Genomic DNA, 12,662 nt, shown 5'->3' with positions numbered 1-12,662 from the left:
CAAAGGAGTGTGCTGGGACAATTCCGTGGCCGAGTCTGTCTTTTCGTCACTGAAGAACGAGTTCTACCACCACTACAGCTTCCCCACCCGGCAAGACGCACGGCGGGCAACGATGCGTTACATCGAGGTCTTCTACAATCGGCACAGACCCCACACCCACAATGACGGCTTGCCACCAGCTGCGGCCATGGCCAAATTCATGACCCAAAACCAGCAGCTACCCGCTGCTGCCTAACCAAAAAGAAACTAACGAACTGTCCCGGATCCTTGACACACCTCAGATCCCGTAATCATGAGCAAGAACGGCTTTCGGAGCCCCGTCACTGGCGCGCTGAACCAGTTCGGCGGCTCGTTCCGGTGTGAGGGTCTTTTTCCGACCTTTGTAGGCGCCGCGCTGTTTAGCCAAAGCGATGCCTTCCCGTTGGCGTTCCCTGATGAGGGAGCGTTCGAATTCGGCGAAGGCGCCCATGACGGAGAGCATGAGGTTGGCCATGGGGGAGTCCTCGCCGGTGAAGACCAGGCTTTCTTTCACGAACTCCACGCGCACCCCTTTGCGGGTGAGGCCCTGGACGAGAGCACGCAGGTCATCGAGGTTTCGGGCGAGCCTGTCCATGCTGTGGACCACAACGGTGTCACCGTCGCGGGCGAACCGCAGCAGTCCCGTGAGTTGCGGCCTACCAGTGTCCCTGCCCGAGGCTTTATCCGTGAAGACCCGGTCCAGAACCTGACCTTCGAGTTGGCGCTTCTCGTTCTGGTCGAGAGTGCTCACACGCACGTACCCGATTCGTTGTCCGGTCACTGCTTCCTCACAGCCCTTTGCCTGTGAGGTTGAGTCCTAGACCCGTCCTGCAAGGAAGTCAAGACCAAGAGCCTCGGCCGTCAGGTTGGGGTGTAGTTCAATCCGGTTGGGAACTTAAGGCTACTTAGAACAAGATCCACCGGTGCCGGAGCCGGAGACATAGAGGGGAGCGCCCCTCAACGGATGCCCTCCCCTCTGGTGGTCGGGCTCCCCGGCGGATCTCGGCCGGGAACCGGTATCTCGACAGCCATAAAGGGCTTTTCACTGCTCAATGGCTTCACCCATGCCCTGCACCCCACGGGCCCGATCCCAAGGGATAGGTACGTGACTGCCCGGGGGAGCCGGCAGGGCCAGGACTGAATCAACGGAGCCTAACAGCGGCTGGCCTATTCAAAATCCAAACTTTGGGAAGATTCCCAAGAGCGGGTGCCCGGTGGTTGTGGAGGCAACGCCCTCCTGCACTTGGTCGGACGGGGCCGTGCCGCTTCTGCACGGACTTGCGGCCATCGGCCCGAAAACCCCACACGAGTGGTAGGTGAGCCTGCGTTGCATCGTTTCTAGGCGCCGACTGCGGTGAGTGTCGCCAATTCCGGCAGGTCCGCGAGCAGCTCTACCATTGTGGGCGGGTTGGCGCCCGGCCGGCGGACGGTGATGGCTGCCGCCTTGGTCGCCGTGAGGCCTATGGCTTCCAGCACGGCCGGTGCAAGTCCGTCCGTCCCGCGCGCCAACAAGCCATATATCAGGGCCGCCATGTAGGCATCCCCAGCGCCAATCGTGTCCGCCACTTCGGATCTGATGGCGGGTATATGCAGTCGGGTGGCCGGGGTAGCCAGCAACGAGCCCTCGGAACCCTTGGTGACCACCGCGAGCTCGGTGCCGAGTCCGAGGAGCCGCGTGGCGGTCTCCTCGAGCTGCAGCTCAGGGTAGAGCCAATTAGCGTCCTCATCGCTGAGCTTGACCACGTCAGTTAGTGGCACGATCTCTTCAAAAATAGATCTGGCCTCAGCATGGCCGCCCAGCATTGCGGGCCGAATGTTCGGATCGTAGGTGACCATGCATTCACGGTGGGACTGTTCCAGCAACGCTTTCACGGCAGCTGCCCCCGGAGCAAGGAAGGTCGCGATCGAGCCCGTGTGGAGCACCTTGGGAAGGTATGTCGGGGCTATGGGCGGCAGCTCCCAGTGGATGTCGAAGTCATAGCGGGCGGAGCCATCGGCGGCGAGGGTGGCGGTGGCGGTGGCGGTACGGCCCTGGGACTTGGAGCCGGGAACGAGCATGACGCCGGCGTTTTCGAGGTGTGCCTCTACGGCCCGGCCGCGTTCGTCGTTGCCGATCGCCGTCAGAAGGCCGGTGCTGACGCCGAGGCGCCCCAGTCCGTAGGCAACGTTGGCCGGTGATCCGCCCGGGTGCTCAACGGTACCTTGGGCGGAAGCAACGATGTCGACTAAGGATTCGCCGACGACGATGACATCCGGGATAGCCGCGACGGAGTCGCTGGAATGGGTTCTAAGCATGGAGCGCGCCTTTCTGGATCCCGCGTACCTTCGTGAGGCACTTGAACGGGAGGCTGGGAGGAGACGAGGGGTCCGCAGCGGGCCAGGTCTAGCGGTACCCCTCGGAACGAGAGTGGCGATTCTGGGTGAACAAGCAACCTGCTACGGCCTGTATGTCAGCTAACTCCTTCGGCTGGGCCAGCCAGCCAGAGCGTTCCGGGCGGAATCATATTGGAGAGAGCTATCGCTGGTGCTCACGCCGATTGGATAGTGGGTGGGGTCTCGAGCTGGTCTGCCATGTGCTGCCAGGTGTCGGCGAACGCGCCATAGGCGGTCTTGATCTCCACGCCCACGGGGAGTTCGGGACACTCGTTCTCACCGTTGGTTCCCCAGTTGACCCAGCCGGATTGGCGCCGTTGCACGATCTGGAAGGCTCCCGACGGTTGGGAGGTCCACCAGATCATCGCCCTGCCGAGTGTCGAATGGAATTCGGCCGTTTTAGAGGCCGGTCCAGGGAAGATCGTCTCGTGGGCCACGCTGGAGACATCGACGGGCTCACGCGCGATGGTCCATTGGCGGTCCGGCAGATCCGCGAGCACGTGTGAGCTGGCCCGGACCCGGGCCAGCCGTTCGCGGATCTCGTCGTTGTCGAGCGCGCCTTCCCAGCTGCAGAACAGCCGCCAATAGAGGTCCCAGTGGGCTGCTTCAATATTGCCGCTGAGCTGGCGGCGGAATTCTTCGAATTTGGCGGTGTCTGAGGTGGAGGCCGCGATGGTTTCGTCGACCATTGTGGCGAGTTCAGCCGCGTACGGGTCGCCGGAGCGGTAGCGGGTGCCGCCGTATGCTTCGAAGCGGTCGAAGACCACGTCGCCCTGGCCGGCCTCGAATTCGTCGCCGACGGTGATCTTGTTCGTTATTGAGCGGCCGTTGATGACGGTCTGGAAGTCATCGATCCGGTAGTTGCGGGTGAAGTGGGGCGTGCCGTAGGTGAATTTCCAGTCAATGGAAAACGTCTTGCCCTTGAGTTCGTCGAGCAATCCGTCCGGGATTGTCCCGTTCATCCGGTAATGATGCAGAACGGGACCGTATTCGAGCGTTTCGATTGTGACGGTGGTGTGCTCGGGCGGGTTGATGAGGCCGTTTTCGGGGGTGAAGAAGGGGCCGTAGAAGCCCCCGATGGCGTTGTTGCCTGAGGGGAGCAGGTCGATGCCTTCTTTCAGGGTGGCGAAGTGGCGCAGCCCCCACTTTGAGGATCCGGTGCCCTCGGCTGTGCCCGAGCACATTTCGAGGTCGAAGTATCCGGTATCGAGGCGCACAAAGGCGTCAGGTTCGACGGGTTCCCGTTCGGTGATTCCTTCGACGTGTCCCGTTGCCGGCGCGTCCAGGGTGAGTTCGAGGGTTCCCTCGAAGGACACGACGGTGATGAAGCTGGTCTTACCCGCCACGGGCTGCGCGTGTAGCCGCTGGCAAATCAGGGTCTCTCCGGTGTTGGTGGTCGCCGTCCAGAGGTTTTCCGTTAGTTCGGCGTCGACGGTGAAGGTTACCGGTTCATTGATCCGGCGTCCGGGAAGCGTGTCCTTCAGGACAATGGTGGGCAATGCCACGGGATTTCCTCTCGCTTGGGGGTGTGCTGCATCTCCGGCTGTTCCGGGTTCTTGGCCGGGCTGGTCGGGTCGGGCAGGCTTCGGCAGTATGTTTACGCGGGCGGCTGGGCGGCGACGGCCCGGGACCACGGCATGCGGAGCGTTCGTTGCTTCAGGCTGTCGATGATCACTGCCAGGATGATGACGAGGCCTTTGATGAGCAGCTGGGTGAAGAACTGGACGTTCATCAGGATCAGCCCCGTGCTCAGGACGCCGAGAATGACGGAACCAATGAGGGTGCCGTAGATGCGGCCTCGCCCGCCGACGAGACTGGTGCCGCCCAGGACGACCGCCGCGATGGCATCCAGCTCGTAGCCGGTGCCCGCTGTGGGCTGTGCCGAGACCACCCGGGCAGAGAAGATGACGCCAGCCAGTCCGGCGCAGGCCCCGGAGATGACGTATACGGAGGTGAGGACTCGCTTGACGTTGATGCCGGCGAGTCTGGCGGCCTCTGCGTTGCCGCCGACAGCGTATACGTGCCGGCCGTACCGGGTGCGTTCCAAGGCGAACCACGCCACGACGTAGACGATGACCATGATCACCACGGGGACCGGTATGCCGGCCATGTACCCGTTGCCAAGGTCGCGGAAACTCAGGGTGTTGGAGACGATGGGTTGCCCGTCGGTCATGGTGAATGCAGCGCCGCGCAGGAATGTCATGGTGCCGAGGGTGACGATGAAGGCGGCCAGCGACATGTACGCGATGAGCATGCCGTTGATCAGCCCCGCAGCCGCCCCGGTGAGGATGCCGACGAGGATCGCGACGGGTGCGGGCAGTCCCGCGATGCCGGTCATGACCGATGCGACCCCGGCCACGGCCAGGATGGAGCCGACGGAGAGGTCGATGCCGGCGGCGAGGATTACGAATGTCATTCCGGCAGCCAGGATGGCGTTGATCGAGATAGACCGTGCGATGTTGAGCAGGTTGTTGACGCTCGCGAAATTAGGCGCGATGACGACCATCAGCACCACGAGTGCCACCAGGACGACGAGGATGCCGACGCGGTCCCACCAGTACGCGAAGTCGAAGCCACGGCTGGGCGGGGGTGCCGCCTCAGGCCGGACGTCCGCGTCCTGTGGGTTGAGAGCCTTGTTAGTCATGACGTTCTCCGTTTGTTTGTGCTGCGGTACCGGTTGCGTGGGACATAACGTCCTCTTCGCTTGCGGTGCGGGAGTTGAGCTCTTGGACGATCCGGCCGGAGCGCATCACGAGGAGGCGGTCGCTGATGCCGATGGCTTCGGGCAGATCAGATGAGATGACCAGGATCGCTTTGCCGGCCCTGGCGAGGTCATTGATGACTTCGTAGATTTCGCTCTTCGCTCCGATGTCCACACCTCTAGTGGGCTCGTCGAGTATGAGCACGTTGGATTCGCGCATCAGCCAGCGGGCCAACACCGCCTTTTGCTGGTTTCCGCCCGAAAGTGCACTGACCGGCAGCCGTAGGGCGTTCTGACGCAAATGGAGGCGTTCCATCTGCTTTTTCACGGCCGTCCGGATTCTGCCGCGCTGGAGCACTCCGGCGTTGACGTGGCTGCCCAGTGAGCTGACCGCGATGTTGTCCTCGACAGTATGGGACACGAACAATGCCTGGCCTTTGCGGTCCTCGGGGACCATGGCGATTCCCCGGGCAATTGCCTGGCCAGGGCTCGACGCTGACGCCGCCTTGCCCTGGACGGTGACCGTTCCGCCGCGGGGCCGGTCCGCGCCGAAGATCATCCGTGCCGTTTCGGTCCGACCAGCCCCGATCAGCCCGGAAAGAGCGACCACTTCGCCGGAGCGTACGTGGAAGCTGACCGGCCCGATGCCGGCTCCGTCGGTAAGCTCCCGGACGTCCAGCATGACGTCCCCTGGGCTGTGCCGGTCGTGGTGATACAGGTCCTCGAGGTCTCGCCCGACCATCATCCGTACGACATCGGGCGGGCTGATCTCGTTCTTCTCGCGCGTACCGACGTACGTCCCGTCGCGGAAGACGGTGACCCGGTCGGCAAGTTCCCAGACCTCCTCCATGCGGTGCGAGATGTAGACGAGGCCGACTCCGGAAGCGCGCAGTTCGTTGATAATCGCGAAAAGGTGGAGGGTTTCCGTGCGTGAGAGAGCAGCCGTTGGTTCATCGAGGACGAGGATTTTGGCGTTCTCGCTGACGGCCCGGGCAATTTCGACCATCTGTTGCATGCCGATGCTGAGCTCGCCGAGCTCTTTGCGGGGGTCGATCCGTGCACCGACCCGGGCGAGCTTTTCCCGGGCCTGGGCGATCATGGCGCGTCGGTCCAAGGCTCCGAACCGGGTGACAGGTTCACGCCCGAGTGCCAGGTTTTCGGCTACTGTCATCGCCGGAACCGTGTTCAGCTCCTGATGGATGATGGCGATGCCATGGGAAACGGCCTCCTGCGGGGAGCGGATGTCGATTTCGTTGCCGTCCATCAGGATGCGGCCGGAATCGCGGGCGACGTTCCCGGCCAGGATCTTCATCAGGGTGGATTTTCCGGCGCCGTTCTCGCCCATCAGGGCATGCACCTCGCCGGAACGCAGGTCGAATTGGACGTTGTTCAGCGCGAGGGTGGCGGCGAAGCGTTTGGTGATGGCTTCCAGTTGCAGCAGAGGCTGGGGTACGGATGTTGTGGTCATGGTGGCCTATTCTCGGTCCGGCAGTGTGGGGGCCGCTGCAGAAGCGGAGCGACCCCCACACAGGGATGATGGAGCGGTTACCAGCCCTTGTATTGGCTGACGCTGTCCCGAGTCACGAGCTCGCTCGGGATCAGCACCGTCTTTTCCGTCGGGGGCTTGTTGTCGACGATGTCCTGGGCGATCTCGACGGCTTTGCGAACCATCTCGGCCGGGTTCTGCGTCGCGGTTCCGGCGAAGGGGGATCCGGCCTGCTTGAGCTCGGCCACAGCCTCCGGGCTTCCGTCCACGCCGGTAACTTTTACGGTGCCGGCCTTGTGGGCCTGTTGGACCGCCAGCACGGCACCGAGGGCGGAAGGATCATTCATCCCGAAAACTCCCTGGACGTCCGGGGTGGCGGTGAGCATGTCGGTGGTTACGGCCAGGCCGGAGGCGCGGTCATTCTTTGAGGCCTGCTGACCGACAATTTTGATGTCGGGGAATTTCTTCACGACGTTCTTGCATCCGGTGATCCGATCCCGGATCGTCTGAAGCGGGGTGCCGTCCACCAGGAGGACATTGCCCTTTCCGCCCATCTGTTCGAACAGGTACTGGCAGGACTTTTCGCCGGCCTGGACGGCGTCGGTCATCACCACTGCATCGGCGCTCTTGGCTGGCGTGTCGACGGCGATGACGATGATCCCGGCCTGCTTCGCCCGTTCGATCGCCGGCTGGATGCCGTTTTCATCCACCGCGCTGATGACGATCAGGTTCACGCCCTGCTGGATGAACGTATCGATCTGGGAGTTCTGGTTCGCCAGGTCAAGCTGTGCGTCCTGGGTGTTGGAGGTCGCGCCGATCTTCGCCGCGGCTTCCTTGGCCCCTTTGTCCATGGCAGAGAAGAACGGGTTTGACATGTCCTGGACCAGGAGGCCGATCTTCTCGATCTTTTTCGGCGTACTGGCAGCGGGCTGGGCGTCGCCCGAGCTGCAGGCGGTTAGGCTGAGCGCTGCCAGTGCGGCGCTGGCGGCGAAGATTGCGGATTTCTTGGCGAGCTGATTCATTGTCGGATCTCCTTTGAACCGGAACCTGTTGGTCCGTCGTGGCCGGTCAGGTCGGTGAAATATATGGATGGTGTTGTGGCGGCTCCCTTGGGGGCCGGGACTTTCGGGTCGGTCCGGTTGTTGAGGGGTCCGGAACCTGTTCTTGCTCTCTCCGCTCTGGCGGAGATGGAGTCAGCAGCCGCAGGACCGCCGCACAATCAGGTCGGCGCTCACCTCCCGGCGGTCCTCGGGACGATAGTCGGGCACAGGGGGCACACCCCGCCGGTCGGCGTCAATCTGGCTGTCCAGGACCCGGGTCAACGTCTGCGCGGCGAGAACCCCGATCGATTCGCTGTCCTCATCCACCACGGTCAGCGGCGGATCCAGCAACGGTGCCCAGGCGAACTCATCAAATGCAATGAGTGCCACTTGGCCGGGGACGGCGATTCCGCGATCTTGGAGCACCGTGAGGACGCCGTGGAGCAGGGGGTTATTTCCCGCAATGATCGCCCTCGGCAGGGTCTGCGCCGGTGCGTCAAGGTAAGAAGAGAGTGTGCGGTGCGCTGATTTGGAGTCGTTTTCGGTCTCCAACACCCGAAGTCGGGCCCCGTGTTTGAGGGCAGCTTCCTGTAGTCCGCGCTCCCGCTCCGCACGGGTGGACCAGCGGCCAGGGTAGGCCAGGAAAAGCCAATCCGTATATCCGTGCTGCGCCAAGTGGGCTCCCGCCATCATGCTGGCCGCATAGTTGTCCGTGAGGATGCTCGGAACCCGCGTCGCGTCCTCCGGCGGTGCCGAGTCCACGAACACCACCGGGATGTCCCAGCTTTCGAGGAGTTTGATGTTCTCGGTACTCAGCGTCAGCGTCGTGATGATGCCCGCCGTCCGCGACTGGATCAGATCCTGAATTGTGGCATCTTCCACCTCAGCCGTGTAAACGCCCTCTGCGGCAATATCGGCCACAACCGCATTGCGGTTGGATCCGGCCAGGACCCGCTGTATGCCCTTCATCAGATCGAGGTAGTAGTAATTCGAGGTACTCGCCGTGATAACAGCGATCGTGTTGCGTGTTTTCTTCCGGAGTTCCTGCGCGGCACGGTTCGGGACGTAACCAAGCTCCCTCGCGGCCTTCAATATGAGCTTCCTGCTCGCATCGGAGACATCAGCACCGTTGCTCAGTGCCCGGGAAACCGTGTAGGACGACAACCCCGTGACTTCGCTCAGATCCCGCAGCGTTGGCTTCTTCGACATTTCGGGCGGTTCTTCCTAATCGTTTAGAACTAGGTTTCGCAACTTTCCGGTCGCGTTACCTAAAGGATTAGGGTCAACGGTACTGTGATGGTGCTAACACGTCAAGAGGGCGCGTCGACTCGCGAAAAGATCACCGTCCCGTGGATCGTCACGGGGCGTCCTGGGGGAGTACCTTGGCTCTGGCTTATGCGTTGGAACACCCCACCAGGGTCCATGGAGCTGCGCTTGTGGCCGTGACAACGAGCAGCCGGAAGGAAATCGAGTGGATCACCGAGGACATCGGATGGGTCTTTCCAGAGGAATGGGCCCGATTCGTCGAAGAATCCCACGCCCAACCTGGTGAGCGTGTGATCGACGCTTACGCCCGCCGGCTTTCCGGCCCCGACCGCGAAGACGCCAGGCGGGCCGCGCTGTCGTGGGACCGTTGGGAAACCACCCATGTCTCGGTGGATCGTGCATGGGTCCCAAGTCCGCTGTTTGACGACGAGGCGCAGCGGATGACCTTCGCGCTGCTGGTCACTCGCTACTGGGCCAACGACGGATTCCTCTCCTGCGGCAACGAGATCCTTCCCCGCATCCGCGAACTCAGCGGCATCCCGGGCCATCTTATTCACGGCCGCCGAGACATCAGCGGATCAGCAGCCACCGCTTGGCAACTGCATCAAAAATGGAACACCAGCGGGCTCATCGTCATCGAAAGCGAAGGCCACGGCCCCCCTCTCAATCACAGCACTCACCCAAGCTGAGGACATCGCCGACGCGGCCTGCAAAACGTGAATTCCACACCACGCGCAATCACAGCTGCAACCTGCATTAAATGCAGCACGACACTCTCGTCTAACGACAGCCCGAACCGAACGCCGATAATGAAGATTCCGTCAAGCTGCGCGCCTTAGTTGCTGTTGCTGTCCAGGGCCTCTTGGGCGACGAGGAGCAGGTCCTCCCGGTTAGTGAGTTGCATTGAGTGCTCACCGTAGAGTTCGACTGCTACGTCTACGGCCGCTTCGGCGGTGCTTATGCCCAGGGCGCGACAGAGCACTGCGATGTCGGGGATGTCTCGGTCGCGGCCGGCGGCGAGCTTCATGGCTAAGAGGAACCTTGGTGAGGCGACGCGCAGCACGAGGTTGTCGGCAATCGTTACTTCCGCCGCCTCCGTGTCCTGTCCGTCCGGGATGTAGGCCCGGGCGGCGTTGTTCAGCCACCGCGGGTCCAGGCCCATTTCTTGTGCCATGTCCGTGGCTGCGTCCTGCACCGTCTGCTCGGGGTGGTACACGGCATCGATGTCTGTTGTGGAGCGACGGGAGTCGAACTCGATGGCGATCGCGGCTCCGCCGACGAGATAGATGTTTGCGCCCGCGCCTCTGGCATGAAGCCGGTGGGACAGTTCTATGAGAAGTTCCCGGATGTCATCGGATCGGTAAGATGCGCGGCGTCCTGCTCTCATGCTGCGGCCAGGTTGGCGGCATCGAAGACGATGTTCGCTTCGGCGAATTCAACGGGCGTTCGTTCTGCCATTCGTTGTTTCCAGGCAGGCGAGACGTGCTTGCGCGGGGTTGCATACCATTTCGACTCCAGCGGTGGGGTGCTCGTCCAGACCGGCTCATTCAGTCCGTGCTGATGGCATTTGTAGGCGAAAGTCCTGGCCAGCAGGGCATCCCAGCGTTTCCGTCCAGTCGAAGCGGGCCGGGTGCGGAGGAATCGTCGGCGGTCAGTGGAATTGAGATGGTCGAAATAACTGGCGGCCATGGAGAGGACGCGCATGGCGAAATCCGGATCGCCGTTGCGCAGCTCCCGCTTGATCTCACGGGCTGCCGTTTCCGCGGTCCAGTAGAGCCCCGGTTCCCGAGGGGCCTCCTCGATGGCCAGCAAGGTTCCCAGCTGGGAAAGAACCTTCAGGGCGGTGCTGATGGAGACGTTCCTGCCCTGCTCGAGATCAATGAGGGTTGAACGGCTGACACCGGTTGAACGGGCAAGTGCCTCCTGGGACAGGCCAGCATGGAGCCGGTGACTTTTCACCTGCTCGCCAAGTTCCCGCGCGTCCTGGATTTTCTTCACGGCGACCACACTTCCATGTCGGATAAATCCATCATAGTGTGCGATTGATGGCTGGGCTTCAGGTTGTCCGCGCGCGCCTATAGCGTCTCGGCTGCACGAGAAAAAAATTGGGACCAACGCCTGAAAAATGCCTCCTCACAGTGACTCCCACAGCTGGTCCCGAAGTGGGGCAGGGTCCGCCGCCCGGGCTCCAGCGGAGAAGAACGAAACGGGTTAAGCGAATCTATAACTTGAGGCCCCTGACGGACCTTTCGGTCGCGTCGGCGCCATCCTGCAACGCCTGAGGCATGAGATGTCCATACACCTGCTCGGTCGTTCGAACGGATGCGTGGCCTAAACGTCGTGATAACGCGAACAGGGAAATTCCACCGTCGTGGATGAGCCAGGAGGCATGTGTGTGCCGCAGGTCGTGGATTCGCGGGGTTTTCGTCAGGCCCTGCACTTGCGCTGCACGGACAGCTGGCACCCAGTGGTGTTGCCAGAAGGGTTTGTGAGCGATTCGCTGGCCGCCGGGCGTTGTGAACAGCAGCTCGCTGCCGGGCCGGTCTGCCACTAAAGGAATGAGCAGGTCTACCAGGGCGGGATTGAGCCCGACACTACGCTTTCCTGCCCTGGTTTTGGTCGGGCCCAGGTAATAGCGGGATTGCCCGTCGCGTTTCCACGCTTTGTTGATGCGAGCGGTCGGCGGTTTAGAGAGCAGATCGATATCGGCGACCCTGAGCGCGGTTGCCTCGCCGAACCTGGCCCCTGTCATGACTAGGAATTGAGCCAAAGTCTTGTACTGCTGCATTCCTTCAGTGAGCAAGCTGAACTCGGCATGGGTGAGGAACAGAGCGTCGTCGTCTGCCCTTTCAACCGTGGGGAGGGGGACGCCTCGGCAGGGATTGCGGGAAATGTACCCGAGCAACTCGGCGGTCTTCATTGCAGCTGACAGCAGCCCGTGCATGTTCTTGATGCTTTTAGGTGCGACACCTGCGACGGAAATGCCCTTGACCCAGTGTATGACGTCCCGGTACCCGAACTCGTCAACTGGTATGTGACCTATCGAGTTTCGAATCCGCAGGTCAAGCATCCGCTGATACGACCCGATAGTCCCAAGGGACGGACGAATCAGCAGGTCGATATGCTCCTGGACAACTTCCGCGACGGTCGGAACGCCCTGTTTCCCCGTTTGGTCGGCAGGCCGAGGCAACTCCGGCATCTGCCCGTTGTCATTCAGGTATCGCACAAGGTTGAGGGCTTCCTGCTCCGATTTGACGGTCAGACGGCGTTGATGACCGGACCTGTAGTCCCGCCACCGTACCGAGAATGCAGTAGTCCCATCCCAGCGGGCGCGTTCAACTATGCTGGCCACAAGAACAGGCTACGCCTACGCGAATCCGTGGTCAGCAGCAAAGCTGACCTACCATGGGGTATGGCCACGACGAGACCTGACCCGGCACGCGAGGGCCCGGATCACTCACGGCAACACTGAGGTGTACTACTGATCTGAGACAGTCTTTGAAAGGATTGTTCTCATGTCTTCTCGACCCACCTATTCTGATGAGTTCAAGGCTGATGCTGTTGCGTTGGCTAGTTCCTCTGGCCGGCCATTAGCTCTGGTAGCCGTTGAGCTTGGCGTTTCCCTGACCGCTCTCAAACGCTGGATCAGGCTCGACCGTGAAGGCGAGACTGGCGGCGCCCGAACACCGGACACCCCGGTTGATGCAGCGAAGTACAAGGCGATGGAAATCCGGTTACGTGAAGTGGAACGGGAGAACGAATTCCTAAAAAAAGTTTC

Annotated in this window: 12 protein-coding genes and 1 pseudogene; 3 read left to right on the top strand and 10 right to left on the bottom strand. The window is 62.0% G+C overall.

Annotation, left to right across the window (positions count from 1 at the left end; all coding sequences use genetic code 11):
* Positions 1–157 (top strand): annotated as a pseudogene (locus ACQR35_RS14610) (integrase core domain-containing protein); the annotation flags it as partial.
* A 120-nt stretch (positions 158–277) separates the two neighbouring features.
* On the opposite strand, the gene ACQR35_RS14605 reads toward ACQR35_RS14610, so the two are convergent.
* The 7 genes from ACQR35_RS14605 to ACQR35_RS14575 form a co-directional block, all read right to left on the bottom strand.
* On the bottom strand, positions 278–799 hold the full coding sequence (locus ACQR35_RS14605; protein WP_430270466.1) for a recombinase family protein: 522 nt from the start codon (positions 797–799) through the stop codon (positions 278–280).
* A gap of 557 nt (positions 800–1,356) precedes the next feature.
* Positions 1,357–2,313, bottom strand: a complete 957-nt coding sequence (locus ACQR35_RS14600) for a carbohydrate kinase family protein (RefSeq protein ID WP_430270465.1) — start codon at positions 2,311–2,313, stop codon at positions 1,357–1,359.
* A 233-nt stretch (positions 2,314–2,546) separates the two neighbouring features.
* Positions 2,547–3,896 (bottom strand): hypothetical protein, encoded by a 1,350-nt coding sequence (locus ACQR35_RS14595; protein ID WP_430270464.1) that lies wholly within the window; start codon positions 3,894–3,896, stop codon positions 2,547–2,549.
* A 92-nt stretch (positions 3,897–3,988) separates the two neighbouring features.
* On the bottom strand, positions 3,989–5,035 hold the full coding sequence (locus ACQR35_RS14590; RefSeq protein ID WP_430270463.1) for an ABC transporter permease subunit: 1,047 nt from the start codon (positions 5,033–5,035) through the stop codon (positions 3,989–3,991).
* Entirely contained in the window at positions 5,028–6,560 is a 1,533-nt protein-coding gene (locus tag ACQR35_RS14585; RefSeq protein WP_430270462.1) for a sugar ABC transporter ATP-binding protein, read from the bottom strand. Before ACQR35_RS14585 ends, ACQR35_RS14590 begins: the two co-directional genes overlap by 8 nt.
* A 77-nt stretch (positions 6,561–6,637) precedes the next feature.
* Positions 6,638–7,600: an ABC transporter substrate-binding protein gene (locus tag ACQR35_RS14580; protein ID WP_430270461.1), complete on the bottom strand. Its 963-nt coding sequence runs from the start codon at positions 7,598–7,600 to the stop codon at positions 6,638–6,640.
* A 171-nt stretch (positions 7,601–7,771) separates the two neighbouring features.
* Positions 7,772–8,827 carry a LacI family DNA-binding transcriptional regulator gene (locus ACQR35_RS14575; protein WP_430270460.1) on the bottom strand — a complete coding sequence of 352 codons (1,056 nt, stop codon included), beginning with the start codon at positions 8,825–8,827 and terminating at the stop codon, positions 7,772–7,774.
* A gap of 140 nt (positions 8,828–8,967) precedes the next feature.
* Here ACQR35_RS14575 and ACQR35_RS14570 point away from each other — a divergent pair, with 140 nt between their 5' ends.
* Entirely contained in the window at positions 8,968–9,573 is a 606-nt protein-coding gene (locus ACQR35_RS14570) for an alpha/beta fold hydrolase (protein ID WP_430270459.1), read from the top strand.
* Positions 9,574–9,719: 146 nt separating this feature from the next.
* On the opposite strand, the gene ACQR35_RS14565 is transcribed toward ACQR35_RS14570, so the two are convergent.
* The 3 genes from ACQR35_RS14565 to ACQR35_RS14555 form a co-directional block, all read right to left on the bottom strand.
* A complete protein-coding gene (locus ACQR35_RS14565; RefSeq protein WP_430267758.1) occupies positions 9,720–10,271 on the bottom strand; it encodes a DUF6036 family nucleotidyltransferase in 552 nt (183 codons plus the stop codon).
* A complete protein-coding gene (locus tag ACQR35_RS14560; RefSeq protein WP_430267759.1) occupies positions 10,268–10,882 on the bottom strand; it encodes a helix-turn-helix transcriptional regulator in 615 nt (204 codons plus the stop codon). Before ACQR35_RS14560 ends, ACQR35_RS14565 begins: the two co-directional genes overlap by 4 nt.
* A 223-nt stretch (positions 10,883–11,105) precedes the next feature.
* A complete protein-coding gene (locus ACQR35_RS14555) occupies positions 11,106–12,236 on the bottom strand; it encodes a tyrosine-type recombinase/integrase (RefSeq protein ID WP_430270458.1) in 1,131 nt (376 codons plus the stop codon).
* Between the two features lie 163 nt (positions 12,237–12,399).
* Between ACQR35_RS14555 and ACQR35_RS14550 the strand changes: the two genes are divergently transcribed.
* Positions 12,400–12,662 (top strand): transposase (locus ACQR35_RS14550; RefSeq protein WP_430269233.1); only part of this gene is annotated, 263 nt, incomplete at its 3' end.

Origin of the sequence: Pseudarthrobacter sp. J1738, from assembly GCF_050490315.1 — a bacterium.
GTDB lineage: Bacteria > Actinomycetota > Actinomycetes > Actinomycetales > Micrococcaceae > JBNPEO01.
This window is presented reverse-complemented; position numbering and strand designations above follow the sequence as displayed.